The following is a 25,628-nucleotide window of genomic DNA, read 5'->3' on the forward strand; positions in this document are numbered from 1 at the left end:
AAGGGGATATCACAAAGTCAAAGCGGGCCGTATCAGGCGGCGGCGACGGTGCCGATCTTCGAAAGCTGAATGACCGCCTGGGTGCGGCTGTCGACATTGAGCTTTAAGAGGATCGCCGAGACATGCGCCTTGATCGTCGCCTCGGAGACGCCGAGTTCGTAAGCGATCTGCTTGTTGAGCAGGCCCTCGCCGAGCATGCTGAGGACGCGGGATTGCTGCGGCGTCAAGGTCTGCAGGCGCTGGAGCAGATCGGCAACTTCAGGCTCGTATTCCTGCGCCTGGTCGTAACCCGCGGGAACGAAGACCTCGCCGGCCATCACCTTCTCGATCCCCTCGCGGATTTCCTCGATGCCAGCCGATTTCGAAAGAAAGCCGGACGCGCCGAGATCGAGCGCGCGATGGATCGTCGCCGGGTCGTCATGGGCCGACACCACCATGACCGGCAGGCTCGGAAATTCGGCGCGAAGAGCGATCAGACCAGAGAGCCCGCTGACGCCGGGCATGGTCAGGTCCAGCAGCATGAGGTCGGCGTCAGGGTTGTCCGCCGCCGCCTTGCGCGCGGCTGCGAAATCGCCAGCTTCGACGATGGCAGGCGCGCCGTCCACGCCGCTCAGCGCCTGGCGCATCGCGCCGCGAAACAGCGGATGGTCGTCCGCGATGATGATGGTCATGTGCGGTGTCATGCTGCTCCCTCCCAAGAGCCCGGGCTGAAATCTGCGCGCCCCCATGCGCCGATCCGCATCCCGCATGGCCGATCCGGCAACTCAGGTCTTCTGCGGCTCCTGAGTGGAGTCGCTGCCTTCGAGATCCTTCACGATATCCATGAACCTACGCATCATTCTTTCCATGATGCCCATTGCGCGGTCAATCTCTTCCTCAGCCTGAAGGTCCTGTTTTGCGACACTTTCACCGGCCTTGGCCGTCTTTTCCAAGGCCTCGACCCGCTTCGTCAGGAGGTCCAATTCCTGTTCGAAGGCGGCCCGCTCGTCGGCGGCCATGCGGCAGACCAACTGGCCGTCCTTCTCCTGGCACAGCGACACCTCGCCGGTCTGGGTATCGAGCCGGGCGATGCCGGTCTCGGACTTCTGCATGCTGTAGCGCCCGGGGGCCGGATCCTGTGCGCTGGCGCCGCCGGCCAGAGCCAATCCGGTGCCGAACAGAAGTATGGCAACAGCGTTTTTCATGACATCTTCTCCGTTACGATCCTTGCCGGGACGTGATCTGTGCGCGAACGAGAAGAGCGAAATCGGTCTTCACCGCGGATTATGCGCGAATCGTCGTCCTTCTGCGATGGACAATCGCCGATATTTACGGCAAGGCCACGACAGAAAATTACGGGGACAGACGGGCACCATGGGTTCCATCATCTACAAAATCGTTCCGGCATCGCTGTGGCAGGAAGCCAAGCGCAGCGGACGCTTCGACGGCGCGCCCGTCGATCTCGCCGACGGTTACGTCCATTTTTCGACCGGCGAACAGGTGGTCGAGACGGCGGCGCGCTATTTCGAGGGACAGGTAGACCTGCTGCTGGTCGCCGTCGACGGCGATGCGCTCGGCGAAGAACTGGTCTATGAACCCTCACGTGGCGGCGCCCTCTTTCCGCATCTCTATGCCCCCCTCTTCCTATCGGCCGTCGTCTGGGAAAAACCACTGCCGCTCGGCGCCGATGGCGCGCATATCTTCCCGGAACTTGATGCATGAACCCGCTGACCAGCCTTGCCCGCCGCGGCCTTTTCCTCTTCGACCCGGAAGCTGCGCACGGCCTTTCGATCAAGGCATTGAAGACCGGGCTTGTACCGAACTGTCCTGCCAAGGCCGACAAGCGGCTCTCTCAGACGGTCGCCGGCATCGTTTTTCCAAACCCGATCGGCATGGCGGCCGGCTACGACAAGAATGCCGAGGTACCGGAAGCGCTTCTGAAGATCGGCTTCGGCTTCACCGAGATCGGCACCGTCACGCCGAAGCCGCAGGCCGGCAACGACAAGCCGCGCATCTTCCGGCTCGTCGAGGATGAGGCGGTGATCAACCGCCTCGGCTTCAACAATGAAGGTCATGGCGCAGCGCTGGCGCGACTGAAGGCCTGTTCGCGCGATGCGCTGATCGGCGTCAACATCGGCGCCAACAAGGACAGCGCCGACCGTATCGCCGACTATGTGGGCGGCATCCATACCTTCTACTCGGTCGCCCGCTATTTCACTGCCAACATCTCCTCGCCGAATACGCCGGGCCTGCGCGACCTGCAGGCGCGCGAAAGCCTCGCCGCCCTGCTGTCAGCCGTGTTGTCGGCGCGCGACGAAGAGGCACTGAGGAGCAATCGGCGCGTGCCGGTCTTCCTGAAGATCGCGCCCGATCTCACCGAAGAAGGAATGGACGACATCGCCGCCGAAGTGCTGGCGCACGATCTCGACGGCCTGATCGTCTCCAACACGACGCTTTCGCGCGACGGTCTCAAGGACCAGGCCCAGGCGAAGGAGTCCGGCGGCCTCTCGGGCAAGCCACTCTTTGATAAGTCGACGGCCGTGCTTGCCCGCATGCGCAAGCGCGTCGGCCCGAAGCTGCCGATCATCGGCGTCGGCGGCGTCAGCTCGGCCGAAACCGCGGCAGAGAAGATCCGCGCCGGCGCCGACCTCGTGCAGCTCTATTCCTGCATGGTCTATGAAGGGCCGGCCCTGCCCGGCCGCATCGTACGTGGCCTCTCGGATCTCTGCGATCGCGAGCGGCTCACCTCGATCCGCGATATCCGCGACAGCCGTCTCGACTACTGGGCCGGCAAGAACGTCTGACGCGCCTTCATCGGGATCCGCGACAACAGCAACAGCCCCCGCATCAGCAGGAACAGGTTGAGCCCCGCCCACAGGCCGTGATTGCCGAAGGCGGGGACCAGCACGGCGAGTGCTGCGGCATAGCCGACAAAGGCCGCCAGCATCATGTTGCGCATCTCGCGCGACCAGGTGGCGCCGATGAAGACGCCGTCCATCAGGAAGGCGAGCGCGCCGGTCATCGCGGTCACCGCCGCCCAGGGCAGATATTCGTAAGCCGCCGCGCGCACATCCGGCGCCGTGGTCAGGAGATCGATGAGCCCGTCACCGAACAGCAGGAAGGCGACGGTCGTCACCAGCGCGAGCCCCAGTGACCAGGCGGCCGTCAGCCGGAGTGCGCGATCGAAGGCCGGGCGGTAACCGGCGCCGATCGAGCGTCCGATGAGCTGTTCCGCCGCATTGGCGAGGCCGTCGAGATAGTAGCCGGCAACGAGGAAAATCGTCATCAACACCGCATTGGCCGCAAGCGTCACCGGCCCGAAGGCAGTGCCGATGCGGGTCATCAGCGTGAAGGCTGCCAGAAGCAGGAACGAGCGGATCATGATGTCGCGGTTGAGGCCGAAGAGCGGCTTCAGTCGTTCGCGGTCGAAGATCTCGGCCCAGCTTGGCGCATCCCTGCTGTCGAAGCGGCCATAGACGATGGCGAAGCCAACGAGCGCGCCGATCACTTCGCCGGTCACGGTCGCCAACGCCACCCCCATCACGCCCCAGCCGAACACCAGGCCGAGCAGGATCGACAGCACGATGTTGATGCCGTTGATCAGCGTCTGCAACATCAGGCCGATGGTGCCCTCGCCGCGGCCGAGCACGAAGCCGAGGATGGCGTAGTTGGCAAGCGCCGCCGGTGCAGAAAGGATGCGACAGAGAAAATAGGTGCTGGTGACGCCGGCTACCTCGGGCTCCGGCCCCATCAACCAGAGGCCGCCGTTCAGAAGCAACGGCGAAAGGAAAAGGCTGACCGTGCCGCAAACGAGCGCGATGATCAGCGATCGCCAAAACACCGCCTGCTGCTCGCGCCGATCGCCGCGGCCATAGGCCTGTGCAACCAAACCCGTGGTCGCTGCCCGCAGGAAGTTGAAGGTGGTGAAGATCAGGTCAAACAGGATGGCCCCAACCGCAAGACCCGCCAGCAAGGTCGCCTGCCCCATGCGTCCGACAACGGCGGTATCGACGAGACCAAGCAGAGGCGTCGTCAGAAAGCCGAGCGTCATCGGCAATGCGATCGTCAGGATCAGCCGATGGGTGACGTGAAAGGGGCCGGCAGCGTCGCTCGGCGAGGCGGAAGAGGCGGTCATCGAACGGTCCGGGCGTGGTCGGTGAGAGATGACCGTTTTAGGGAATGAGCATGGGGGGATGCAAGGTGGCATTTGCCGCTGCCGACCGGGAAACCTTGCGTGTGTTAGCGCATGAGATGGCCCGCCCTCTTTCCGCCTGCGGGGAGAGGGGACGTGCCAATAGAGCAGCGCCGCATCCCCGAGAAAGCGAGAAGCGGTTCGATCGAGTGGTTGATGTAGAGGGTGCCGCGCGTCCCCTTCTCCCGTCATAACGGGAAGAAGGTCCCGGCAGAGGGATCAGCGGCAAATCTCACAGGAGCGGCTGCGAACTGCTGGAAGCCTGTCAGCCCGAAAGCACCATGGCCCAGAAGGGACGGTTGCCGGAGGCGTCGTTCTGGGCGACGGCGACGCCGAGGCCGCGATATTTGCCGAGCATGTTTTCGAGATGCTTGGGCGACCTGTACCAGGCGTCATAGGCGCGCTCGGCGTCGTCCTGGCCCACGGCAATGTTTTCAGCGGCCGGAAGCGTCACGCCCTGGCCCTTCATGCGATCGTAGAAACTGTCGTTCCAGCCGATCAGGTGCTGCATCTTGCCGGCCTTGGCCATGCGCGCCGCCTGGTGCATCGCCGCGACGGACGCCGCATGGTCGGCGACGAGTTCGGTCAGGCCCTTGCCCTTGCGCAGCTTGTTGACATAGCCGAGGCTCGCTGCGGTCTGGTCGCTGCCGGTGCCGCTTTCGGGCATCAGCACCTTGGACGTGTTGCAGCCGGCGAGCGCGCCGAGCGACAGGATGGCGGTCGCGCGGAGCAGGCCGCGGCGTTCGATCAGAAGAAAACGGTCCTGCATCGTCATCGCCGAAAGTTCAGGACGCGCAGGATGACGAAGGCCGGCACGACGATCACCGCGCCAAGCAACAGGTAGTCGCCCACCCGGCCAAGCGCTGCAAAGCCGGTGTACCAGAGGTCGAGCAGGAAGTTGCGGACGGCGAAGTAGATATCGGTCGGATACCAGCCGAACATCCTCATCACGAAGCCGACGAGGATCGACACCACGATGAGCTTGACCAGCACGCGCAGCGGCGAGTCACCCAAGAATCTGTTCATTCCGTCCGACATCAGCGAACTTCTCCTGTTTGTCTTCACATAAGCCGCGATCGGCAGCGTCGCAAGTCGCTGGCCCCGGCGGGCACGGCTCGGGCTGCCGATCGCGCCAGATTCCGCTTGTATTTTGCGGCATCCGGCGTCAGAAGCGCTGATCGCAACCAACATCTCACATTGATGACGCTCAACCAGCTCTCCTCCGGCGACCTGATCGCCGACCGCCGTGCCGACTACGCAAAAATGCTTGCCGAGGGCGGCGAGCCCGCAAGTGCGGCCGAACTCATGGCGCAAGCGCTGGAGCAGGCGCCCAACTGGGCAGCCGGCTGGTTTCGGCTCGCGGACTATGAGGAAAAATCTGGCCGGAAAGAGGCGGCGATCGACGCGCTGAGGAAAACGCTGGCGCTCAGCCCCCAGGATATCTTCGGCGCCGGCCTGAAACTGGCGCTGCTCGGCGCTGCCGCCATGCCCGAACAGCCGCCGAGCCTCTATGTCGAGCGCCTCTTCGACGACTATGCGGACCGCTTCGACAAGGCCCTGGTGGAGAAGCTCGGTTACACAGTGCCGCAGAAGCTCGCGGCGCTGATCCAAAGCCACACCGGGGGCCTCATCTTCGAGCATGTGACGGATCTCGGCTGCGGCACCGGCCTTTTTGGCGAGCGCATCCGGGATCAGGCACAGTTCCTCGAAGGTTTCGACATCTCCATCAATATGCTCGCCAAGGCCGAGGCGAAATCCACCTACGATCGGCTGGCCCGCGCCGACCTTTCTCTTTCTCCTGATGCCTCCGGCATCTTCGGCAACTTCGCGCCCGCCCGGGCCGACCTCGTCAGCGCCGCCGACGTGCTTATGTATCTCGGCAATCTCGACAGTGTTTTCGACATCACCACCCGGCTGCTCGCACCAGATGGCTACTTCGCCTTCTCGGTGGAAGACGCCGGCGATGCCGAGGAGTTCCTGCTGCGGCCGTCGCTGCGCTACGCCCATGGCGAAGCCTATGTCCGCGGCCTCTGTAAGGCACATCGGCTCACTCTGCTGGCGGTGGAGCGCACCGCCATCCGCATGGATGCCGGCGCGCCGGTGTTCGGCATCCTGTTCCTGGCGCGCAAGCCTGCATAAAACGCAAGGCAGAGTCGCAAAAATAGGTCAGCATAACTGACATATTTTTCTTGATTGTTGTTGTGCGTTGCAGCATTGCTCAAGCCATCGCAATCGAGGATTTGCCATGGCCCAGATCAGCAGCGTTTTCGGTCTCTGGAACACCAGCCCGACCCGGCATTCCGCCGTCGAGGATCTGCAGGGCATCTTTACCGGCAGCCTGATCGCAGCGCTCGGCCTCTATTTCCTCGCAAGCGCCGGCCTGCTGACCGGCAGCACGGCCGGCGTCGCCTTCCTCCTGCATTACGCTTTCGGCATCAACTTTGGCCTCGCCTTCTTCCTGCTGAACCTGCCCTTCTTCTATCTTTCGCTGAAACGGCTCGGCCCGGCCTTCACGGTCAAGACCTTCATCGCCATCGGCGTGACCTCGTTCCTGACGGACATCCAGTCGCGCCTCTTCCAGATCGGCACGATCCAGCCGGCCTGGGCGGCGCTACTCGGCGGCCTACTGCTTGGCTACGGCCTCCTGGCGCTCTATCGCCACCGCGCCAGCCTCGGCGGCGTCGGCATTCTCGGCATCTACCTGCAGGAGCGTTTCGGCATTCGCGCCGGCCTCGTGCAGCTTGCGATCGACATGGTCGTGCTCGTCTTCGCCTTCGGCGTGACATCGCCCACGGTCGTCGCCTGGTCGGTGCTCGGCGCAGTCGTCTTGAACCTGTTCGTGGCCATCAACCACCGCGCTGATCGTTACATCGCGCTCTAGAGCGCCGTGCGTTCACCGGAACGCGCAAGGACGCTCTAGGATGCAGAGCAGCTAGCCCCGAAGCGGACCTCGGGGCTAGCTGGAGCTTCCTCACTGGATATCAGGCGGCCTTGACCGGCTGATCGACCGGATGCTGCGAACGCAGGCCGACGGCGACGCGATTCCAGACATTGATGACGCCGATCGCCATCGTGATCTTGGTAATCTCGGCTTCGCTGAAGTGCGCGCGCAGCGGCTCGAAATCCGCGTCGGGCGCGCCGGTCTGGGCAAGGTTGGTCAGCGATTCCGTCCAGGCGAGCACGGCGCGTTCGCGCGCGTCATAGATCGGCGATTCCCGCCAGGCGCAAATCAGGTGGATCCACTGCTCGCTCATGCCGGTGTGTCGCGCTTCCTTCACATGCATGTCGATGCAATAGGCGCAGCCGTTGATCTGCGAGGCGCGCAGCTTGATCAGATGGATCAGGCGCGGCTCCAGGCCCGATTCCTTGATGATGTAGCTGTCGAAGGCGGCCGCGGCCTTGTAGGCATCGGGAGCGGCTTTGACGAAGTTGAAACGCGGCTGCATGGACTTCTCCTTGGGCTGAACAGGATTGATGGAGGTCAGGCGCTGGCGGACGATTTGCGCTCGTTGATCGCCAGAAAGGCTTCGGTTCGTGCCGATACGCTGCCGTCATCCTTGGCGTTGAGGTCATCCAGGATGCTGGCGATGGTCACGCGGCGCAGCTCGTCGCGGTAGGCCTGCTCGGCCTTCAGCATCGCGACATTGATGGTGCAGGGCGCCTTCGGCTTGCAGGCATAGGGATTGGGACCGCGCAGGCGGATCTCATTGCAGCGGAACGCCGGCTCCGGGCCTTCGACCGCAAGCACGATATCGAGCAAAGTGATCCTCTCCGGCGTCTTGGCGAGACGGTAGCCACCCTTGGGGCCCGGCACCGCTTCCAGCAGTCCGGCACCGGACATCGCCTGCAGGTGCTTCAAGAGATAGCTGGTGGAAACACCATGGAACTCGGCAAGCGCTGCCGCCGACAGGGTGCTGCCCGGCTGAAGACAGCTCAGCATCGTCACGCTGTGAATGGCCTGCTCGACCCCGTCACCGAGTTTCATGGGCGCCTCCAAAATCGTGGATAGTTTTTATCTACGATTAAGCCGAGAGTCAATCGTCGTGATTGCACCCATCGGACAGGCTTCTCTTTTGGCGGATTTGATCTACCTTTGTTCTCCGTGAACAGGATCGATTCCAGAGAGCCGCAGGGCGATGCCCTGAGCCTGCCCGCTCCCTTTCTGCGCTGGTTCGGCGAGAAGGGCTGGCGGCCGCGTGCGCACCAGCTGGAGCTGCTCGCCCGCGCCGAGGCCGGGGAAAGCACGCTGCTGATCGCGCCGACCGGCGCCGGCAAGACGCTCGCCGGCTTCCTGCCGTCGCTGGTCGATCTCACCCGCCGTGGCAAAATTCCGCCGGGCTCAGCCTTCGTCGGCATCCACACGCTCTACATCTCGCCTCTGAAGGCGCTCGCCGTCGACATCGAACGCAACCTGATGAAACCGGTCGGCGAAATGGGACTGCCTGTGCGCGTCGAGAACCGCACGGGCGATACGCCCACCGCCAAGCGCCAGCGACAGAAGCTCAATCCGCCCGACATTCTGCTGACGACGCCGGAACAGCTGGCGCTGCTGCTTGCCAACGGCGAGGCGCAGCGCTTCTTCAAGGACCTGCGCTATGTCGTCTTCGACGAGCTGCATTCGCTCGTCACCTCCAAGCGCGGCCATCTGCTTTCCCTTGGCCTTGCGCGACTGCGCCGGCTGGCGCCCGGCCTGCAAACGATAGGCCTTTCGGCGACGGTCGCCGACCCGATGGATCTGCAGCGCTGGCTGGCTCCACAAGAACCGGACGCGAACAATCACGCAGGCCTCGTTCAGGTAGAGGGCGGGGCCCAGCCGCAGATCACCATTTTAAAGACCGAGGAACACGTGCCCTGGGCCGGTCACTCGGCGCGCTACGCGATCCCCGACGTCTACGAAGCGATCAAGGAGCACGGCACGACCCTGCTCTTCGTCAACACCCGCAGCCAGGCTGAGCTTCTGTTCCAGGAACTCTGGACGAACAACGACGACAATCTGCCGATCGCGCTGCATCACGGCTCGCTCGACGTCGCCCAGCGCCGCAAGGTCGAAGCCGCGATGGCGGAGAACCGCCTGCGGGCGGTCGTTGCGACCTCGACGCTCGACCTGGGCATCGACTGGGGCGATGTCGATCTCGTCGTGCATGTGGGCGCGCCGAAGGGGGCGAGCCGCCTCGCCCAGCGCATCGGCCGCGCCAACCACCGCATGGACGAACCGTCGAAGGCGATCCTGGTGCCGGCCAACCGCTTCGAGGTGATGGAATGCCAGGCGGCGCTCGACGCCAACTATATCGGCGCGCAGGATACGCCGCCCGTCGGCAAGGGCGCGCTCGACGTGCTCGCCCAGCATGTGCTCGGCATGGCCTGCGCCGCCCCCTTCGATCCGCTTGCGCTGTTCGACGAAATCACCAGTGCCTCGCCCTACACGACACTCGCCTGGGAGACCTTTGAGCGGGTGATCGATTTCGTCGCGACCGGGGGCTATGCACTGAAGACCTACGAGCGCTATGCCCGCATCCGCAAGACCAAGGACGGGCTCTATCGCGTCTCCAATCCGCTGGTGGCGCAGCAATACCGGTTGAACGTCGGCACCATCGTGGAATCGCCGATGCTGAACGTGCGCATGGTCAAGCGCAACGCCCGCGGCTCGCTCGGCCGCGGCGGCATGCCGCTCGGCAAGGTCGAGGAGTATTTCCTCGAAATGCTGTCCCAGGGCGACACCTTCATGTTCTCCGGCAAGGTGCTGCGCTTCGAGGGCATCCGCGAAAACGAGTGCCTTGTCAGCCAGGCTTTTACTTTCGATCCCAAGGTGCCGAGCTATGCCGGCGGCAAGTTCCCGCTCTCGACCTATCTCGCCGAACAGGTCCGAAAGATGCTTGCCGATCCGGCACGGCGCGCGGCGCTGCCGGAACAGGTACGCGACTGGCTGTCCTTGCAGAAGGACGTCTCGATGCTGCCGCGCGAGGACGAGCTTCTGATCGAGACCTTCCCGCGCGGCAGCCGCCATTACATGGTCATCTATGCCTTCGAAGGGCGGTTGGCGCACCAGACGCTCGGTATGCTGCTGACCCGCAGGCTCGATCGCGCCGGGCTGAAGCCGCTCGGCTTCGTCGCCACCGACTATTCGCTGGCGGTCTGGGCGCTCGACGACCTCGGCGCGACCTTCGAACTCAGGCGCGGCGCGCTTGCCGATCTCTTCGACGAGGACATGCTCGGCGACGACCTCGAAGCCTGGCTCAACGAATCCTTCCTCTTGAAACGCACCTTTCGCAACTGCGCCGTCATTGCCGGGCTGATCGACCAGCGGCATCCCGGCAAGGAAAAGACCGGCCGGCAGGTGACGGTCTCGGCCGACCTCATTTACGACGTATTGCACGCGCACGAGCCGGATCACCTGCTGCTCGAAGCGACCCGCAACGACGCGGCAACGGGGCTTTTGGACATCGCCCGCCTCGGGGATATGCTGAAGCGAATCAAGGGCCACATCACCCACCGACGGCTCGACCATATCTCGCCGCTGGCGGTGCCCGTCATGCTGGAGATCGGCAAGGAAATGGTCCAGGGCGAGGCACAGGACTTCCTGCTTTCGGAAGCCGCCGACGACCTCATCCACGAGGCGATGGGCGGTCTGGATGTGGATTGATAGGAAAATGACCTTGAGAATGAGCAGTCAGTCGATGTCGGCGGGTCACCTCCGCACACAACATGCGAGACCGTGACCATGCACCGCCTCGCCCACGCCTTCTCGGCTCAGACGACCACTCCCCTCCTGCACGCCCAGACAATCGTCAACGGCGTCGTCGCGATGTGCGATCCGCTCGGTAGCCTCTACCTGCCGGAGACGAGCACGCTGGTAGTCTCGGACCTGCATCTGGAGAAGGGCTCCGCCTTTGCCCGACGCGGCACGCTTTTGCCGCCCTACGATACGCTTGCGACGCTGCGCGTGCTCGAGGCGGCGATCGCGCGTCACGACCCGAAGCTCGTCATCAGCCTCGGCGACAACTTCCACGACCGCGTCGGTTCGGCGGCAATGCCGGATGATTTCCGGCATATGATTGCCGCCATGGCCTATGGGCGCGAATGGGTCTGGATCAACGGCAACCACGACCCCGACGGCGCTTTCGGCCTGCCGGGCGCCTCGATGGACGAGCTTAGCCATGCGGGGCTGACCTTCCGGCACGAGCCGAAGCGCAGCGATGCCGTCGGCGAGATCGCCGGGCACCTGCATCCGGCAGCAACGGTGGTAAGACGGGAAAGAGCGGTGCGCCGCGCCTGCTTTGCGACCGATGGCACGCGCCTGCTGATGCCGGCTTTCGGTGTCACCACCGGTGGGCTCGATCTCAGGCACCGGGCCATGACCGGCCTCTTCGACCGTAGCAAACTTGTCGCCCATATGCTCGGGCGCGACCGGATCTACTCGGTTCGCTTTGCCAATCTCATCGCCTGACGCGAGCGGCGAAAACGGCGCGGCTCTCCCGCGCCGGGGCGCCGCGTGCGATCAAAACGCGTTGAAGGTCAGCGTCGTCAGCGAGCGCGAGATGCCCGGCACCGTGGCAATGTTGTCGTTGATGAACTTGCCGATGTCCTGGCCTTCTTCGATATAGACCTTGATGATCAGGTCGTAATCGCCGCTCGTCGAATACATCTCCGAAACGATCTCCTTGCGGTAGATCTCGTCGGCGACCTCGTAGGTCTTGCCGGGAGCGCACTGCAACTGGACAAAAATCGGTTTCATCGAGCTTCCTCTGTTTTTTATTTGCCACGGCATGCGCTGATGAAACGCACGCGGCATGCCTTTCCATAGCGCTCCGGCGCGCAAAAGGAAACGTCGGCGAAGGTCGCCCGTCACTATTCCTTGCGGAAGATCAGGCTGGCGCCCCAGCCGGTGATGACGGCGAGCAGCACGGCCATCAGACCGTAAAGCAGCGGCTGCTGGTGTGCCGCCTGGGTGATGAACTGTTCGAGGCCGGTCTTGACGACACGCAGCGGCAGCGCCTTGGCGGCGACGAAGACGCCGTCACGGAAGAGATAGGCGCGCACCACATGCACGCCGTTCGGCACGTTGGCCGGCAGGCGTACAGACGCCTTGAACAGGCTGGAACTGATGAACTGCACGCCGCCCGGATCGCGCTCATAGACGCCGCTGGTCTCGCGGATACGGCGGAAGGCGTTGCGGAACTCGCCGAGATTGCTGCCGTCACCGACGAAGCCGAGCGGCACCAGCCGCATGTGATCGACGCCGATGCCCATATTGCCCATCTCGCCGGGCGGCGCGATCGTCTCGATATCGCGCGTCGAGGACAGCGAATAGGATTCCGGCACCAGCTCGAAGGTCATGGAGCTGGTGTTGACCCAGATCCCGAAGACACGCTCCTTCTTGCGCACCGTCGCATTGTCCTTGGGGCCCTCGAGGCTGACGACGATGTTGTAGCGGCCCTGGGCCAGCAGGCCCTGGTCGAAGCCGTCGACCGCGCCGAAGATCGTCAGGTCAGCGCCGCGAAAATCGGAGGTGATGGCGATCTCGTCGGTGGAGATGCCGATCTCCAGCTTCTCGGTGAAGTCGGCATTCTCGTCCTGCAGCGCGGCCACAGCCGGAGCGGAGAAGGCGAAAGCCAGGAGCGTCAGAGCTATGCGGGCGAAACGGTGCATCAGAAACCGAACCCCGCGGATACGACCGAATAGACGTCCTTCGGCGGGATGACGAGTTCGATCGCCAGACGGATACCGACGGCGAGAACCAGCAGCGCCAGGAGCGCACGCAATTGTTCGCCGCGCAGCTTCTGGCCCACACGCACGCCGTACTGCGCACCGATGACGCCGGCGATCATCAGCACGAAGGCGAGCACAATATCGACGGTATAGTTGGTCGAGGCCTGGACGATGACGGTATAGGCCGAGACGAAGATGATCTGGAACAGCGACGTTCCGACGACGACGTTGGTCGGGATGCGCAAGAGATAGATCATCGCCGGCACCATGATGAAGCCGCCGCCGACACCCATGACCGAGGTCAGGATGCCGATGCAGAAGCCGAGGGCGATCACCGGAATGACGCTCAGATAGATCTTCGACTTCTTGAAGCGCATCTTCAGGGGCAGGCCATGCACCCAGTTGTGCTGGCCGGGACGGCGCAAGGTCGTCTGCTGGTTCTTGGCCGCCTTGCGCATGGCGACGACGCTCTCCCAGAGCATCAGCCCGCCGACGGTGCCGAGCAGCACGACGTAAAGCAGCGAGATCACCAGGTCGAGCTGGCCGAGGCGGCGCAGCAGCGAGAACAACCAGACGCCGACGGTCGCGCCGGCAAGACCGCCGCACAGAAGTACCGTGCCGAGCTTGATGTCTATGGTGCCTCTTCGGAAATGTGTGATCGCGCCGGAAATCGACGAGGCCACCACCTGGTTGGCACCGGTCGCCACCGCGACGACGGGAGGAATATTGTAGAAGATCAGGAGTGGCGTGATCAGGAACCCGCCACCGACGCCGAACATGCCGGATAGAAACCCGACGGCAGCGCCCATACCGAGAATGATGAGTATGTTCACCGACAACTCTGCGATGGGCAGATAGATCGTCACGCCGGATCCTCGATATGCCAACGGCCCGCGATGCGGGCAAACCAGTTAGTGTGGCAAGCAAATCACCACGATTGAGGGATTATTCGAAGGGCCGGCACCTCCCCCGAGGGCGAGGCGGCCTCCGTCATGCACTCCTGCAGCGTTGCGCTTCCGCCAGGACGTGCCAAGGCCACGAATCGGACCTTGATTGCTGCATCGGTTCTTCCTTAGCCCGATTCCGATTAAGGAATTATGCAGCAGCCCGAGATTTCAACCTTTTCAGCCACATGGCGGATGGCTTCGCCACCCGGAACCCGTGTCGCCCGGCTCTGCGGCTTTATTACGGCGCTGGGCCTGAAGGTCAGGAATTGCGCTTCAGCAATTCCTTGACCAGCTGCTCGGTGATTTCGCCCGTCGGCTCCTGGCCGACCGACTTCTGGAAAGCCTTGATGGCGGCGACGGTCTTCTTGCCCATCTGGCCATCCGGCTTGCCGGCGTCGAAGCCGTTGTTGTTGAGGATCGCCTGGATGTTGCGGACCGCCTTGCTCATGTCGACGCTGGCCGTCTTGTTGGCCGGGCCGACCCATGCATCCGGAACGTCGACGCTGTTTGCCTTGGCGTCGACCGGCTCAGCCTTCCAGGCTTCGGCCTTGGCCTTGGCGCTTTCGAGTTGCTCCGGCTTCATCGCCTTGGCAACTTCGTCGCGCTTGGCGCCGGCATCGAGATCGCCTTCGCGGGCAGCCGCCGAGAACCACTTGTAGGATTCCGTCAGGTCCTGCGGCACGCCGTTGCCGCGGGCATAGAGAACCGCAAGGTTGAACTGGCTGTCGCGGATGCCGAGTTCGGCAGCCTTCGCAAACCACTTCGTCGCTTCGTTAAAGTCAGGCGCGCCATCGCGGCCGCTTGCCAGCATGACTGCGAGGTTATGCATGGCGCTGGCGTTGCCCTGGCCGGCGGAAGCGATATAGAGCGCCTTCGCTTTGGCCGTGTCGCGCGTCACGCCGGTGCCCTTCTCGTAAAGGGTTGCAAGACGGTACTGTGCCGGCACGACGCCGGCATCGGCGGCGCGCTGATACCATTTCGCGGCTTCCGCCATGTTTTCCTGAACGCCCCGGCCCTCGGTGAAGCGCACGGCGATTTCGTAGAAGGCGAGCGGGTCGCCGCCCTTGGCCGCCGTCACCAGGGCGACCGGGCCGAAACCTTCCGGCAATACCACGTCGGTCGCCACGGCTGCGGCGGCAGTGGTCGACGGGGTCATCGCGGCACCATCGGCCGGCGCGCTTGCGACCGAAGCGCTCGCCACCGGCGTCGCTGCAGCCGCTGCCGGCTGGAACTCGGTGACCGGCGTCTTCGTCTCAGCGACAGGCGCAAGCATCGGCGCCTTGCCTTCCGCCGGCGTTGCAAAGGTGGTCGTCGGCACGGTCGTTGCCGTCACCGCGATCGAGGCCTCGGGGGTCTTTGCCGGCGCTTCAACGGAATCGAGCGGTGGCGCAACAGCCGTTTCGGACGCAGCAACCGGTGCTGCCTGTGCCGCAACGGTCGTGCCCTGCACCAGTTGGTCGTCAGCGACCTTGAATTCGGATGCCTGCGGGTTGACCGTCTGCTCGATGACCGCCACCGGTTCGACCGGCATCTCGTCCTTGTTCAGCATCGAGCTGACCAGCGGGTAGGACATGATCGCCAAAAGCACGGCGCCGACGGCCATGAGGATCGGCCGGCGATGACGGGCAAAAGCGCCACCGATGCCGGACGTCGCGGCCTTGTCGCCGGTCTTGTTGAGGGTATCGGCTTCCTCGACGGCGAGCTGGGCGGCGCGGCGAGCGGCGGCGATGAAGTCCGACTTGTCGCCATCGGCCGGCTGAATGCCTGCCTTGTTCATCTGCCCGGCGCGCACGCGCTCCAGGATCTTCTTCACGTCCGGAACGCCGGAGCCCGGCTCGAGCAGCTGGTTTGCTTCTTCCGGCGCCAGCATTTCGGAGGGATCGATCGACGGCGTCGGCTCGACGAGCTTGCGCGCCTGCTCCGGTGCCTGCTCCGAGCGCTTGCCGGAAAAGCGACGGGTGAGGCCGGCGAGCAGGCCGGTGCGGCCAGCGGCTACCGGCTCGCGCTCTTCTTCGAGCTCGACGGTCGAGATCTGCGCATCGTCGGCAAGAGCCGTTACCGGTTCGGCGGCCTCGGCTGCGACGGCCTGGTCCTCCGCTTGGAGGGCGCGGACATTGCGCTGCAGGTCGTCGTAGCGATCATCGAGGTCACCGCCACCGAAAGGGTCGTTGAACTCCGGCTGCGCGGCGCGCGGCATCGGGGCGGCTTCGCGCACCACCGCCATGGCAGGCTGGGCCGCCATTGCCGGCTCGCGGTTTTCGATGCGTTCCAGCTTGTCGGCGATGTGGACGAGGGTTTCGTGCAGCGCCTCGAAAGTGCGCGCAGTCCGCTCCTCGCTGGAGCGGCTCAAGTCCTCAAGCGTCCGCAGATCTTCGGCGAGCGCCGAGATCGCGGCAAGGTCGCCACCGGAGGAGGCCTGCGTTGGGCCGTTCTTGGAATAGGCTTCCATCACCGCTTCGGCCGCCTGGCGGGCGGCTTCGACGATGTATTCGTCGCTGGTCGAGAAATAGTCCTCGAGCGCGGTCATGCGGTTTTCGAAATCGACGGGCATCACGCTCTGGGCGACGTCCGCCCGCGGCTGGCTGACCAGCGTCGACAAGTTGGCGATCTGGGCTTCAAGGTTCTGAAGCGCCGCGCGGTCGTCGAACGGCGCTGCCTGTGTTTCCTCCAGCCGCTGGGCGATACCGGCGAGGCGATCTTCCAGCCGGTCGAAACGCGGATCGGAAACAGGCTGGGCGCCGTGGGCGTCCAGCTCGTCGATCCGGCGGGCGAGATAGTCCAGCCGCTCGGCCAGGGCGTCGTTGACGCTGCCCTGGTCGAGGGCCTCGATCTTGCGGGAGATATCCGACAGGTAATCGTTAAGGTCCGACTGCGCCGTCCTGTTGCTGCGCTCCATCATCAGCGACAGCTGGTCGAGCCGCTCTTCCAGGCGGGCGGCAGCCTTTTCGCTGGCGAGATCCTCGACACGGACGGTCAGGGCTTCCAGACGGGCGCTGAGGCCCGAATCGTTCGGGCGCGACAGGCTGTCGATCTGGTGGAAGAGATCGCCGAGCCGGCTTTCGAGGCGATTGACGAAGCCGGTATCGAGCCCCTGGGTCGTGCGGCTGTTGGCGGCAATGGCGCGGCTGATTTCGTCGAGCCGGCTGTCGAGATCGGCAAACTGCGAGACGAGGCGGCGATCGTCGGGCTGGATCTGCCGGCCGAGCATTTCGATCGCCTGGGCAACGGCAATAAGCTTGTCTTCGAGCACATCGACGGCGGAGCTGCTCTTCAGCGAGCCGATCTGCGACTTGATTTCGTCCAACCGATAGGCGAGCGCGACCAGTTCGTCGTCGCGGCTCTGGTCGAACGCGATCAGCCGGTCCTCGACACCAGTCCAGCGGTTTTCCATGCGGCGCACGCTGTCTTCGCGCGCTAGTCCGTCGATCATCGCGCGCAGGTCGTCGAAATCGCCGCGCAAGGCGTCGGCCTGAGCTGGCGAGGCCTGACGGCCGAGATGCTGGATGCTGTCGGCAAGGCGCTGCATGTCGCCGCGCACGTCTTCGGCGAAGCTGTGATCCTGCGCCTGGGCCTTGATGCCGCGAATTTCGGAGCGCAGCGAATTCATCTCGCGCGTCAGCCCGTCGGTTATGTCGCGCTTCAGGTCCTGGCGCAAACCGACGAGGGCTTCGGCGATATCGTTGACGGCCGCGGAGGCGCGCTGCGGCTGGCTGTGAAGCTGGGGGCGCGGCTCTTCGACGTAGCGGTCCTGGACCGGGCGTTCGGAAATGGGGCGTTCGGAAGCGGGGCGCTCGAGGGCATACCGTTCCGGCCCGCGCTGCGACAGCCGGTCGCTAAGCGCTGGGCGCTCGCGCGCGGCGCTGAGGCTGCGCTGGCGTTGCATGATTTCGGCCACGGCATCGCGGGGCGATGCCGTTTCCCGGACGGGTTCGCGGGCGGGCTGGCGCTCGGGCGGCCTTGGCGCCGGGTCGCGGGCCGTACCGCTCATCAGGCCTTCGATCCGCGCCTCCAATCCTTCGATGGTGCGGTTCAAGGCGTCGAGCGACGGCCGCTCGCTGTAGGACTGGCTGCCTGCGCGCTGAGGATTTGATCGCAATCCACTCATGTTGTTCTTCGCCCCTGTCGTCGGCCATCTCGAAAGTCGTCACGGAAGAAAACTGCTTTCTTCACCCCTGTGGCGCTTCCGACGCGGGCAAAACTACAACAATGCGACGCCAGGACAGGTTGCAGCTTTGACCATCTCAACACGCACCTTTCACGAAACGTGGTAAACAAGCGGTTAACCTGCGGATGATTTTTTAACGATTTGGCAGGATCGTACGAAGTTGAGGCGCTGCGGTGCCGCCGCCCCACACGCCACCAAACTGCACGACACGCAATTTTTGACGTTTACGCAAACGTCAAAATTTTGTAGCATCCGGCCAACGATGCGAGACCGCCCCGGCGGCATCCGCTTTCCCGTGGAAAAACGGGAGGAGAAGATGCCCTGGAAACAATGAGGATGGCGGCGCATCCGGCATCCTGCAACCGGGCGTCGACGACCACAGACGGCGGCCCGAAGCACCATAAGGCGAGGAAAGAATGCCCATCTACAAGGCCCCGGTCGACGATACCCTCTTCATCCTGAACGACGTGCTCGGCATCGAGCGCTACAACAACCTGCCCGGTTTCGCCGACGCGACACCAGACATGATCGAAGCGATCGTCGGTGAGGCCGCCAAGCTTGCCGAGGAAGCGCTGTTCCCGGTCAATCTGTCCGGCGACCAGGAAGGCTGCAAGCGCCGCGAAGACGGTTCGGTCAGCGTGCCGAAGGGCTTCAAGGAAGCCTTCGATCTCTACCGCGAAGGCGGCTGGCTTGGCCTCGCCGTGCCGGAAGAATTCGGCGGCCAGGGCCTGCCCTATACCCTGCACACCGCCGTCGGCGAATACATGTCGTCGGCCAACATGGCGCTGACCATGTATCCGGGCCTGACCCAAGGCGCGATCGCCGCGATCCTGGTTCACGGTACCGACGAGCAGAAGCGGGCCTATCTGCCGAAAATGGTCGCCGGCACCTGGACCGGTACGATGAACCTGACCGAGCCGCATTGCGGCACGGACCTCGGCCTCTTGCGCACCAAAGCGGTGCCCACCGGCAACGGCGCCTACAAGATCTCCGGCCAGAAGATTTTCATCTCGGCCGGGGAACACGACATGTCCGACAACATCATCCACCTGGTGCTCGCCCGCATCGAGGGCGCGCCTGAGGGCGTGAAGGGCATTTCGCTGTTCATCGTGCCGAAGTTCAAGCTGAACGCCGATGGCGAACCGGGCGAACGCAACGGCGTTACCTGCGGCGCGATCGAACACAAGATGGGCATCCACGGCAACTCCACCTGCGTCATGAACTATGACGAGGCCGAGGGCTATCTCATCGGCACGGAGAACAAGGGCCTCAATGCCATGTTCGTGATGATGAACGAGGCTCGCCTGGGTGTCGGCCTGCAGGGTCTCTCGGTTGCCGAAGTCGCCTACCAGAACGCCGCCAACTATGCCCGCGACCGCATCCAGGGCCGCTCGCTTTCCGGCCCGAAGGCGCCTGACAAGAAGGCCGACCCGATCATCGTGCATCCGGACGTCCGCCGCACGCTGATGACGATCAGGGCCTTCAACGAAGCCGGTCGCGCCTTCACGCTCTGGACGGCGCTGAAATCCGACATCGCGCACCGTTCCGACAATGAAGCCGACCGCCAGACAGCCGACGACATTCTCGGCCTGATGACCCCGATCCTCAAGGGCGTCATGACCGACAAGGGCTTCGACCACGCCGTCATGGCGCAGCAGATGTTCGGCGGCCACGGCTATATCGAAGAACATGGCATGAGCCAGTATGTCCGCGATGCCCGCATCGCGATGATCTACGAGGGCGCCAACGGCATCCAGGCGCTCGACCTCGTCGGCCGCAAGCTGGGCCTCAACGGCGGTCGTGCGGTCATGGCGCTGTTCAAGGAAATCGGCGATTTCTGCGAGGAGAACCGCAGCAACGAAAAACTCGCCGCCTATACCAAGGCGCTGAAGAAGGGCCTCAACGACCTGCAGGCGGCCACCATGTGGTTCATGCAGAACGCCATGGCCAAGCCCGACAATGCCGGCGCCGGCTCGACCGACTACATGCACCTCTTCGGTCTCGTCGTGCTTGGCTACATGTGGGCGAAGATCGCCAAGACGGCCGAGGAAAAGCTTGCCTCTGGCGAAACGGCGCGTGCAGACTATCTGAAGAACAAGCTGATCACCGCGACCTTCTTCATGGAAAGGATCCTGCCGGAAACGGCGCTGCGCAAGGCCCGCATCGAAACCGGCGCCGACACGCTGATGGCGCTCGACGCAGCCGCTTTCTAATCTCGTCGCGGAAGCGATCTAACATGTTTGACGGGCAGCACCTGACGGTGCTGCCGAAAGGGAGATGAGACATGACGAAAGTCTTCGTTTACGACCACGTGCGCACGCCGCGCGGCCGTGGCAAGAAGGACGGATCGCTGCACGAAGTGCCGTCCGTCCGGCTCGCCGCCAAGATGCTGGAAGCGGTGCGTGACCGCAACGACCTCGACACGTCGACCGTCGACGACATCATCATGGGTTGCGTCGATCCGGTGATGGACGCAGGCGCGGTGATCCCGAAGGCTGCCGCCTTCGAAGCCGGCTATTCGACCCGTGCACCCGGCATGCAGATCTCGCGCTTCTGCGCTTCCGGCCTCGACGCCGTCAACTTCGGCGCGGCGAAGATCGCGCAAGGCGCCGACGACATCGTCATTGCCGGCGGCGTCGAATCGATGTCGCGCGTCGGCCTCGGCATGTCCGGCGGCGCCTGGTTCATGGACCCCTCGGTCAACCTGCCGGCATTCTTCATGCCGCAGGGCGTTTCGGCCGACCTGATCGCTACCAAGTACGGCTTCAGCCGCGACGACGTCGACGCCTATGCCGTCGAAAGCCAGAAGCGCGCAGCGCATGCCTGGGAAAAGGGCTACTTCAAGAAGTCCGTCGTTCCCTTCAAGGACCAGAACGGTCTGACCATCCTCGACCGCGACGAGCACATGCGCCCGGGCACCGACATGCAGGCGCTCGCCTCGCTCAACCCGTCCTTCCAGATGCCGGGTGAAATGGGCGGCTTCGAAGCGGTTGGCATCCAGGCACACCCCGAAATCGAGAAGATCAACTACGTACACCATGCCGGCAATTCGTCCGGGATCGTCGACGGCGCCGCAGCCGTGCTGCTCGGCTCCAAGGCCGGCGGCGAGAGCATGGGCCTGAAGCCGCGCGCCCGCATTCGCGCCTTCGCCAATATCGGCTCCGACCCGGCACTGATGCTGACCGGCCCGGTCGACGTCACCGAGAAACTGCTGAAACGCGCCGACATGAAGCTGTCGGACATCGATCTCTTCGAGCTCAACGAAGCCTTTGCGGCGGTCGTGCTGCGCTACATGCAGGCCTTCGACATCCCGCACGACAAGATCAACGTCAACGGCGGCGCGATCGCCATGGGCCATCCGCTCGGCGCGACCGGCGCGATGATCCTCGGCACCGTGCTCGACGAACTGGAGCGCCGCGATCTCAACACCGCGCTCGTCACCCTTTGCATCGGCGCCGGCATGGGCACGGCCACGATCATCGAAAGGGTCTGACGATGGACGTGATGCGCCGCACCCTTCTTGGACTGATGGGCCTGGGGCTGCTTGCAGCCGCGGGCTGCGTCTCCGACGAGGAGGAAGGCGGCGACAGCTTCACGCTCACCGGTGCGATCACCAATGTCGCCAGCGGCCCGGTTCCCGTCGGCACCGTCACGATCCGGCTCGAAGAGCAGGGCGTGATGGACGTCGCCGCCAAGCTGATCGCCGAAACGTCTGTCGTCAGCGACGGCAAGGCCACCCGCGTGCCCTTCGTGCTGCAGGTGCCGAAGCCCGAACTCGACAAGGCTGTCGACGCCGGCTTCAGCATCCGTGTCGAGCGCGACGGGCGGCTGATCGCCACCAACACCAGCAAGCAACGTTACAGCGGCGGATCGAACGTCTCGCTGCAGATCGAACCCATTCTCTACTGAGGGGGAGAACCATGACGAATTACACCAATTTCAAGATAGAGACCGACGCCGACGGCATTGCACTCGTCACCTGGGACATGCCCGAGAAGTCGATGAACGTCTTCACCCAGGAGGTGATGGAAGAGCTGAACGCCATCGTCGACCAGACCACTGCCGATGCGGCGGTCAAAGGCGTCGTCTTCACGTCGGGCAAGTCGAGCTTCTCCGGCGGCGCCGATCTCTCGATGATCAAGTCGATGTTCACCTTCCAGCAGGAAGAAAAGAAGAAGGATCCGGATAACGCCGCCCAGAAGCTCTTCGATCTGGTCGGCCGCATGACGGGCCTGTTCCGCAAGCTCGAAACCTCCGGCAAGCCCTGGGTCTCGGCGATCAACGGCACCTGCATGGGCGGGGCCTTCGAGCTTTCGCTTGCCTGCCACGGCCGCGTCGCTTCCAATTCCAAGTCGGTGAAGATCGCTCTGCCGGAAGTCAAGGTCGGCATCTTCCCGGGCGCCGGCGGCACCCAGCGCGTGCCGCGCCTCACCAACGCGCAGGACGCGCTGCAGATGATGACGACGGGCTCGTCGCTGACGGCGGCCCGCGCCAAGGCGATGGGCCTCGTGCATGAAGTCGTCGACGCCGACAAGCTGGTCGATGCTGCCAAGGCGATGATCAAGAACGGCCTGAAGCCGGTGCAGCCCTGGGACGAAAAGGGCTACAAGGTTCCCGGCGGCGGCATCTGGACGCCGGCCTCGGCCCAGCTCTGGCCGGCCGCTTCCGGCATCCTGCGCCGCGAGACCTACGGCAACTATCCGGGCGCCGTCGCGATCCTGAAGTGTGTCTATGAAGGCCTGCAAGTGCCTTTCGACACCGCGCTCAAGATCGAGCAGCGTTACTTCACCGAGATCCTTCAGACGACCGAAGCCTTCTCGATGATCCGCTCGCTGTTCGTCTCGATGCAGGAACTCGGCAAGGGCGCCCGCCGTCCGGTCGGCGTACCGAAGTCGGAGTTCAAGCATGTGGGCGTCGTCGGCGCCGGCTTCATGGGCGCCTCGATCGCCTATGTGACGGCCGCTGCCGGCATTGCCGTGACGCTGATCGACCGCGACATGGAAGCGGCCGAAAAGGGCAAGGCGCATTCGGAAGGCCTGGTGAAGGATTCGGTCGGCAAGGGCCGCCTGACCAAGGAAGAAGGCGAAGCGCTGCTTGCCCGTATCACGCCCTCTGCCGACTACAACGATCTCAAGACCGCCGGCCTCGTCGTCGAAGCGGTGTTCGAGGATCGCCAGGTCAAGAAGGACGTGATCGAGAAGGTGGAAGCGGTGATTGCCGAGGACGCGATCTTTGCGTCCAACACCTCGACGCTGCCGATCACCGGTCTTGCCAAGAACTCCAAGCGCCCGAGCCAGTTCATCGGTGTCCACTTCTTCTCACCGGTCGAGAAGATGATGCTGACGGAAGTGATCCTCGGCAAGGAGAGCGGCGACAGGGCACTCGCCGTGGCACTCGACTATGTGGCCGCGATCAAGAAGACACCGATCGTCGTCAACGACACGCGCGGCTTCTACGTCAACCGCTGCGTCTTCCGCTACATCCATGAAGCCTATGACATGCTGATCGAAGGCGTGCCGCCGGCAATGATCGAGAATGCCGCCAAGATGGCCGGCATGCCGGTCGGACCGCTGTCGCTCAACGACGAAGTGGCGATCGACCTCAGCCAGAAGATCCTCAAGGCCACCGTCGCCGACCTCGGCGAAAAGGCCGTCGATCCCAAGCACCTGGCGCTGATCAACCGGATGGTCGACGATCTCGACCGCCGCGGCCGCAAGAACAGCAAGGGCTTCTACGAGTACCCGGCCAAGCCCGCCAAGAAATATCTGTGGCCGGAACTGAAGACGCTCTATCCGCAGAAGAACGCCGACAAGATCGATGTCGAGGTGCTGAAGCAGCGGCTTCTGGCCACGATCGCGCTCGAGGCGGCGCGCACCATGGAAGAAGGCATCGTCACCGATCCGCGCGAAGCCGACGTCGGCTCGATCCTCGGCTTCGGCTTCGCGCCCTACACAGGCGGCACGCTCTCCTACATCGACGGCATGGGCGTAAAGACCTTCGTCGAGATGTGCGAAAAGCTCGCCAAGGACTATGGCGACCACTTCAAGCCGACGGCGCTCTTGAAGGAAATGGCCGAACGCGGCGAGACCTTCTACGGCCGCTTCGACCCCTACGGCGAGAAGAAGCAGGCGGCGTAAGGCCCGCTCATCGCATTGGAAGCAGGCCCCTCGGGGCCTGTTTTCGTTTGAGCACGGCTCATTCGAGGCCCTTGCCGGCTCAACGCCCGCCCGGCCGCCATCACCCTGTTACAGTTCTGGTGCTAGGGCCGCGCGGATGGAACCGCGACCCACGACGAAGCCATGACGAAAACGACATTCCGCGCCGCCGTCCCTGGGGACGAACCTTATCTGCACTGGCTCGAAGAAGCCTGCATGCGCGACTATGCCGTCGCACTCTGGGGCAGTTGGCGCCCGCGTCCGGCGGATGCACTAATCCTCGATGAACATCGCCTCATCGTTGCAGACGGCGAAGATGCCGGCTGTGTTTCGGTGACGCCGCGCGCGGACCATCTCTGGGTGAACAAGCTCTATGTCGCGCCCGCATATCAGAAGCGTGGCTACGGGGCTTTCGCCCTGAGGCAGGTGCTTGGCGAGGCGGCAGCGTTCGGCCTGCCCTTACGCCTCAGCGTGCTGACAACCAATCCGGCAGTCGCATTTTACCGGCGCGAAGGCCTTGTGATCTATGAGGAAACCGCGGAACGGCGCTTCATGACATCGCGGGCGCGTTAAGCTTATCAGCATCTTCTGATTGACGCCCTCCGTGCGGGGGCGCATCCTCCGCGACTTCAGAGGGGGACACGCCATGAGCGAGCCTGATCTCTATCTGCTTGGGCGCGCCGGGCCCGAAGAAGCACGCCTGAAACGACAAATCGCCAACCTCGCACCCGATTCCGACCAGCAACTCGAAAGGGTCGGCATCAAGCCGGGCGAGCGCGTCGTCGATCTCGGTTGCGGTCCCGGCGGCGTGCTGCATCTCATCGGCAAACGCGTCGGGCCGACCGGCTCGGTGCTTGGCATCGAGCGCGACCCGCATTTCGTTGAGCTTGCCCGCCGTTTCGTTGCCGGTCACGCGCTGCCGCAGGTCGAGGTGCGTGAGGGCGACGCCCATGCCACCGGCCTGCCGCGCCGCTCCTTCGACGGCGCCCATATGCGGCTGGTGCTGGTCAACGTGCCACGGCCGGAACTCATCGTGCTCGAAATGGTGTCTCTGGTGAGGCCCGGCGGCTGGATTGCGAGTTTCGAAGCCGATTTCCTGGCGCATATCTGCGATCCGCCGCTTGCCGCCTGGGACCGGCTGCTGGCAGCCTACTCCGCCTATTCCACTGCCAGAGGCATCGACCTCAACATCGGCCGTCGGCTGCATCGCCTGTTCCGGGACGCCGGTGTCGAGGCGATTTCCGTCGATGCGGTCGAGCACGTCTACCCGCCCGGCCACGACCGCCGATCGATCCTTCGGGATTTCATCAACAATGTCCGTGACAGGCTCGTCGCCGAAGGCTTCATCAGCCAAGTCCAGCTGGATGACGATCTCGCCGCCCTCGACCGCCACCTTGCCGACCCCAACGTGCTCGTGACGTCCCACCTGTTCTTCCGGCTGACCGGTCGCATACCGGAAGCCCTCGTCATCAAGGCTTGAAACG

The 25,628-nt window shown here is 64.0% G+C and carries 23 protein-coding genes; 12 read left to right on the plus strand and 11 right to left on the minus strand.

Going from position 1 to position 25,628, the window contains the following annotated elements; all coding sequences use genetic code 11:
* Positions 1–32: 32 nt before the first annotated feature.
* Both IB267_RS12570 and IB267_RS12575 read right to left on the minus strand, forming a co-directional pair.
* Entirely contained in the window at positions 33–683 is a 651-nt protein-coding gene (locus IB267_RS12570) for a response regulator transcription factor (RefSeq protein WP_192447912.1), read from the minus strand.
* Positions 684–764: 81 nt separating this feature from the next.
* Entirely contained in the window at positions 765–1,184 is a 420-nt protein-coding gene (locus IB267_RS12575) for a hypothetical protein (RefSeq protein WP_192447913.1), read from the minus strand.
* Positions 1,185–1,353: 169 nt separating this feature from the next.
* Here IB267_RS12575 and IB267_RS12580 point away from each other — a divergent pair, with 169 nt between their 5' ends.
* Entirely contained in the window at positions 1,354–1,701 is a 348-nt protein-coding gene (locus tag IB267_RS12580; RefSeq protein ID WP_192447914.1) for a DUF952 domain-containing protein, read from the plus strand.
* A complete protein-coding gene (locus IB267_RS12585) occupies positions 1,698–2,783 on the plus strand; it encodes a quinone-dependent dihydroorotate dehydrogenase (RefSeq protein WP_192447915.1) in 1,086 nt (361 codons plus the stop codon). Before IB267_RS12580 ends, IB267_RS12585 begins: the two co-directional genes overlap by 4 nt.
* On the opposite strand, the gene IB267_RS12590 is transcribed toward IB267_RS12585, so the two are convergent.
* The 3 genes from IB267_RS12590 to IB267_RS12600 all read right to left on the minus strand — a co-directional run bounded on the left by IB267_RS12590 (position 2,759) and on the right by IB267_RS12600 (position 5,209).
* Positions 2,759–4,114, minus strand: a complete 1,356-nt coding sequence (locus IB267_RS12590; protein ID WP_192447916.1) for an MATE family efflux transporter — start codon at positions 4,112–4,114, stop codon at positions 2,759–2,761. The genes IB267_RS12585 and IB267_RS12590 overlap by 25 nt on opposite strands.
* 322 nt (positions 4,115–4,436) lie before the next feature.
* Positions 4,437–4,940, minus strand: coding sequence for a CAP domain-containing protein (locus IB267_RS12595; protein ID WP_192447917.1), 504 nt, complete (start codon positions 4,938–4,940; stop codon positions 4,437–4,439).
* Between the two features lie 2 nt (positions 4,941–4,942).
* The gene (locus tag IB267_RS12600; protein ID WP_034797119.1) at positions 4,943–5,209 is read right to left on the minus strand and encodes a DUF6460 domain-containing protein; all 267 of its coding nucleotides are present in this window, start codon (positions 5,207–5,209) and stop codon (positions 4,943–4,945) included.
* A gap of 162 nt (positions 5,210–5,371) precedes the next feature.
* On the opposite strand from IB267_RS12600, the gene IB267_RS12605 reads away from it, so the two are divergent.
* Both IB267_RS12605 and IB267_RS12610 read left to right on the plus strand, forming a co-directional pair.
* A complete protein-coding gene (locus IB267_RS12605; protein WP_192447918.1) occupies positions 5,372–6,310 on the plus strand; it encodes a methyltransferase in 939 nt (312 codons plus the stop codon).
* 106 nt (positions 6,311–6,416) lie between these two features.
* The gene (locus IB267_RS12610; protein WP_034797123.1) at positions 6,417–7,052 is read left to right on the plus strand and encodes a YitT family protein; all 636 of its coding nucleotides are present in this window, start codon (positions 6,417–6,419) and stop codon (positions 7,050–7,052) included.
* 100 nt (positions 7,053–7,152) lie between these two features.
* Here the strand turns inward: IB267_RS12610 and IB267_RS12615 are convergent, their stop codons facing one another.
* Complete coding sequence (locus IB267_RS12615; protein WP_192447919.1) at positions 7,153–7,617, minus strand: carboxymuconolactone decarboxylase family protein; 465 nt, start codon at positions 7,615–7,617, stop codon at positions 7,153–7,155.
* Positions 7,618–7,652: 35 nt separating this feature from the next.
* A complete protein-coding gene (locus IB267_RS12620) occupies positions 7,653–8,156 on the minus strand; it encodes an Rrf2 family transcriptional regulator (protein WP_192447920.1) in 504 nt (167 codons plus the stop codon).
* A 108-nt stretch (positions 8,157–8,264) separates the two neighbouring features.
* Between IB267_RS12620 and IB267_RS12625 the strand changes: the two genes are divergently transcribed.
* Entirely contained in the window at positions 8,265–10,811 is a 2,547-nt protein-coding gene (locus IB267_RS12625) for a ligase-associated DNA damage response DEXH box helicase (RefSeq protein ID WP_192447921.1), read from the plus strand.
* 78 nt (positions 10,812–10,889) lie between these two features.
* Positions 10,890–11,615, plus strand: coding sequence for a ligase-associated DNA damage response endonuclease PdeM (gene pdeM / locus IB267_RS12630; RefSeq protein WP_192448313.1), 726 nt, complete (start codon positions 10,890–10,892; stop codon positions 11,613–11,615).
* A 51-nt stretch (positions 11,616–11,666) separates the two neighbouring features.
* On the opposite strand, the gene IB267_RS12635 is transcribed toward pdeM, so the two are convergent.
* The 4 genes from IB267_RS12635 to IB267_RS12650 form a co-directional block, all read right to left on the minus strand.
* A complete protein-coding gene (locus IB267_RS12635) occupies positions 11,667–11,903 on the minus strand; it encodes an Lrp/AsnC ligand binding domain-containing protein (protein WP_034797129.1) in 237 nt (78 codons plus the stop codon).
* 113 nt (positions 11,904–12,016) lie between these two features.
* The gene (locus IB267_RS12640) at positions 12,017–12,817 is read right to left on the minus strand and encodes a TIGR02186 family protein (RefSeq protein ID WP_192447922.1); all 801 of its coding nucleotides are present in this window, start codon (positions 12,815–12,817) and stop codon (positions 12,017–12,019) included.
* Positions 12,817–13,743 carry a sulfite exporter TauE/SafE family protein gene (locus tag IB267_RS12645; RefSeq protein WP_192447923.1) on the minus strand — a complete coding sequence of 309 codons (927 nt, stop codon included), beginning with the start codon at positions 13,741–13,743 and terminating at the stop codon, positions 12,817–12,819. The genes IB267_RS12640 and IB267_RS12645 overlap by 1 nt, the downstream gene beginning before the upstream one ends.
* A 340-nt stretch (positions 13,744–14,083) precedes the next feature.
* Complete coding sequence (locus tag IB267_RS12650) at positions 14,084–17,929, minus strand: peptidoglycan-binding protein (protein WP_192447924.1); 3,846 nt, start codon at positions 17,927–17,929, stop codon at positions 14,084–14,086.
* Positions 17,930–18,405: 476 nt separating this feature from the next.
* Between IB267_RS12650 and IB267_RS12655 the strand changes: the two genes are divergently transcribed.
* The 6 genes from IB267_RS12655 (at position 18,406) to IB267_RS12680 (ending at position 25,624) form a co-directional block, all read left to right on the plus strand.
* Complete coding sequence (locus IB267_RS12655) at positions 18,406–20,202, plus strand: acyl-CoA dehydrogenase C-terminal domain-containing protein (protein WP_192447925.1); 1,797 nt, start codon at positions 18,406–18,408, stop codon at positions 20,200–20,202.
* A gap of 71 nt (positions 20,203–20,273) precedes the next feature.
* Positions 20,274–21,482 (plus strand): acetyl-CoA C-acetyltransferase, encoded by a 1,209-nt coding sequence (locus IB267_RS12660; RefSeq protein ID WP_192447926.1) that lies wholly within the window; start codon positions 20,274–20,276, stop codon positions 21,480–21,482.
* Positions 21,483–21,493: 11 nt separating this feature from the next.
* A complete protein-coding gene (locus IB267_RS12665; protein ID WP_192447927.1) occupies positions 21,494–21,898 on the plus strand; it encodes a YbaY family lipoprotein in 405 nt (134 codons plus the stop codon).
* Between the two features lie 11 nt (positions 21,899–21,909).
* Positions 21,910–24,126: an FAD-dependent oxidoreductase gene (locus tag IB267_RS12670; protein WP_192447928.1), complete on the plus strand. Its 2,217-nt coding sequence runs from the start codon at positions 21,910–21,912 to the stop codon at positions 24,124–24,126.
* A gap of 162 nt (positions 24,127–24,288) precedes the next feature.
* On the plus strand, positions 24,289–24,717 hold the full coding sequence (locus IB267_RS12675) for a GNAT family N-acetyltransferase (RefSeq protein ID WP_192447929.1): 429 nt from the start codon (positions 24,289–24,291) through the stop codon (positions 24,715–24,717).
* A 73-nt stretch (positions 24,718–24,790) separates the two neighbouring features.
* Positions 24,791–25,624 carry a methyltransferase domain-containing protein gene (locus tag IB267_RS12680; RefSeq protein WP_192447930.1) on the plus strand — a complete coding sequence of 278 codons (834 nt, stop codon included), beginning with the start codon at positions 24,791–24,793 and terminating at the stop codon, positions 25,622–25,624.
* The last annotated feature ends 4 nt before the right edge of the window (positions 25,625–25,628 follow it).

The sequence above is a fragment of the Ensifer sp. ENS09 genome (assembly GCF_014852425.1).
Taxonomy (GTDB): domain Bacteria; phylum Pseudomonadota; class Alphaproteobacteria; order Rhizobiales; family Rhizobiaceae; genus Ensifer.